Genomic DNA, 2,907 nt, shown 5'->3' with positions numbered 1-2,907 from the left:
CCGGCGGCGCGACGGGCGCTGGGCTGGCGGCCGGGGCGGGGGTCTGGGCGGTGGAGCAGCCGGCGAGCAGAGCGCCCGCGCCGCCGAGCAGGAAGCGTCGTTGCAGCATGGGCGAGAGGTGCCAGCTTGGCTCAGGCGGCGCAACAGTTTCCGGGCCGATCCGCCTGGAAAACCGGGGTTTTGCCGGTCACAGCCGCGCCATCTCGCCGCCGGGCGCCGCAGGGTTGCGCGGCGGTTTTGGCTCTTGCAATACTATAACATCCGGCTAGGGTCACGCGCATGCACCCGACCCTCCTGACCCGCCGCCGGCTGGCGCTCGGCGCCGCCGCGCTGCCGCTCGCCGGCTTGGCCCGCCCTGTCCTGGCGCAGCCGGCCGCCGACCAGTTCCGCCTGGTCACCGCCAATGAGATCAACGGCCTCGACCCGGCCCGCTCCGGCTATGTCTTCAGCCGCATGCAGGTGGCCGAGACGCTGCTCGGCGCCGATGCCGGCGGCCGGCCGGTGCCGATGCTGGCCACCGGCTGGACCCTGTCGGAGGACCGGCTGGAATGGCGCTTCGCGCTGCGCCCGACCGCCCGCTTCCAGGATGGCAGCCCGGTCACCGCCGAGGCCGTCGCCGCCTGCCTGCAGCGCGCCGCCCGCCTGCCCGGGCCGCTGGCCAGCGCGCCGCTGGAGGCGATCCGCGCCGAGGGCAGCGCGGTGCTGATCCGCACCACGCGGCCCTTCCTGTCGCTGACCGCCTTCCTGGCGCATTACAGCACGCTGATCCTGGCACCCGCCGCCTTCGAGGGCGAGGCGGTGCGCAGCGTCATCGGCAGCGGCCCCTACCAGGTGGCGCGGCTGCTGCCGCCGCAGCGGCTGGAGGTGGAGCGCTCGCCGCATTGGGACGGGCCGCCGCCCGCCATCGCGCGCGCCAGCTACCTGGCCGCCGGGCGCGGCGAGACCCGCTCCGCCATGGCCGAGAGCGGCCAGGCCGAGTTCGTGACGCATCTGGCGCCGGAGACGGTGGAGCGGCTGCGCCGCAACCCGCGCGTGGCGCTCGACGTGCAGCCCATCCCGCGCACCCGGCTGATCAAGCTGAACTGCGCCCTGCCGGTGTTCCGCGACGCCGACGCGCGCCGCGCGCTGAGCCTGGCGCTGGACCGCGCCGGCATGGCGGCGGCGCTGCTGCGCTCGCCCGCCTCGACGGCGACGCAGCTCTTCCCGCCCACCATGGCGGAATGGCACGTGCCGTCCCTGCCGCCGCTGCGCCGCGACCTGGCGGAGGCGCGCCGCCTGCTGGCCGGGCTCGGCTGGGCGCCGGGGGCGGAGGGCATCCTGCACCGCCAGGGCGCGCCCTTCCGCTTCACCCTGCGCACCTTCTCCGACCGGCCGGAGCTGCCGGGGCTGGCCACCGCCATGCAGGCGCAGCTGCGCGAGATCGGCATCGACATGCAGGTCGCCATCGTCAACAGCGGCGAGATCCCGGCCGGCCATCGCGACGGCACGCTGGAGGCGGCGCTGATGGCGCGCAACTTCTCCCTGGTGCCGGACCCGCTGGGCACGCTGCTGCAGGATTACGGCCCGCAGGGCGGCGATTGGGGCGCCATGAACTGGTCCAGCCCGGAGCTGGCCAGTGTGCTGGAGCGGCTGGGCGCCGAGGCCGACCCGGCCGCCCGCGCCGCGCTGCGCGGCCGCGTCTCCACCATCCTGCAGCAGGAGATGCCGGTGATCCCGGTCTCCTGGTTCGACCTGGCCACCGCCGTCTCGCGCCGCGTCGCCGACATCCCGGTGGATCCGCTGGAACTCTCCTACCGCATCGCGGGGGCGAAATGGGCGGGCTGATCCGGCTGCTGGCCGGGCGGCTGCTGCAGGCGCTGCTGGTGGCGCTGCTGGTCGGCACCGCCTGCTTCCTGATGGTGCGCATGCTGCCGGGCGACATGGCCTACCGCATCGCTGCCAGCCGCTATGGCTACGACATCGTCGACAGCGCGGCGGCCGAGGCGGTGCGGCAGGAGCTGGGGCTGGACCGGCCCTGGTTCCTGCAACTCGCCGCCTGGTTCGGCGATCTGGCGCGGCTCGATCTCGGCGTCTCGCTCGCCTCGGGCGAGACGGTGCTGGAGGCGCTGTCGATCCAGCTCGGCGCCACGCTGCTGCTCTCGGTCGCCGCCCTGGCGCTGTCGCTGCTGATCGGGCCGCCGCTCGGCGCGCTGGCGGGTCTGCGCGCCGGCGGCTGGTGGGATGGCGCCAGCCTGGTGCTGGCCGCCGCCTTGCGCGCCCTGCCGCCCTTCATCCTCGGCATCGCGCTGATGCTGTGGCTGGCGGTGGAATGGGACTGGCTGCCGGTGGCCGGTGTCGGCGGCTGGCGGGAGCTGGTGCTGCCGGCGCTGACCCTGGCGCTCGGCCTCGCCGCCGCCTCCTCCCGCGTGGCGCGGGATGCGGTCGCGGCGGTCGCCGCCTCGCCCTATTTCGCCTTCGCGCGCATGAAGGGGCTCGGCGAGGCCACCGCCTTCCGCCGCCACGCGCTGCGCAACGCCTCGATCCCGGTGGTCGCCTATCTCGGCCTGCAACTCGTGGCGCTGGTCGAGGGGGTGGTGGTGGTCGAGAGCCTCTTCGCCTGGCCCGGCATCGGGCATGCGCTGGTGCATGCGGTGCTCGGCCGCGACATCCCGATGGTGCAGGGCACGGCGCTGCTGATGGGGCTGCTCTTCGTCGCGCTGAACACGGCGGTGGATGTCGCCTGCTGGGCGCTCGACCCGCGGCTGCGCCAGGCCGGAAGCAAGGGGGCGCCGGCATGAGCGCGACCTCCTCCCGCGCGCCGGATGGCATCTGGCCGGCATCGCGGCGCGGCCGGGTGGGTGCCTGGCTCACCCGCCGCCGCGCCATCGGCGCCGCGCTGCTGGCGCTGGTGGCGGCGCTGGCGCTGCT

At 75.3% G+C, this 2,907-nt stretch carries 2 protein-coding genes; both read left to right on the top strand.

Annotated features, from left to right (window positions below; genetic code table 11):
• The first annotated feature begins 279 nt into the window (after positions 1-279).
• Entirely contained in the window at positions 280-1,824 is a 1,545-nt protein-coding gene (locus tag HMPREF0731_RS15935; protein WP_007005202.1) for an ABC transporter substrate-binding protein, read from the top strand.
• Complete coding sequence (locus tag HMPREF0731_RS15930; protein ID WP_007005201.1) at positions 1,812-2,777, top strand: ABC transporter permease; 966 nt, start codon at positions 1,812-1,814, stop codon at positions 2,775-2,777. Before HMPREF0731_RS15935 ends, HMPREF0731_RS15930 begins: the two co-directional genes overlap by 13 nt.
• Positions 2,778-2,907: the final 130 nt, after the last annotated feature.

This window comes from Pseudoroseomonas cervicalis ATCC 49957 (assembly GCF_000164635.1).
GTDB lineage: Bacteria > Pseudomonadota > Alphaproteobacteria > Acetobacterales > Acetobacteraceae > Pseudoroseomonas > Pseudoroseomonas cervicalis.
This window is presented reverse-complemented; position numbering and strand designations above follow the sequence as displayed.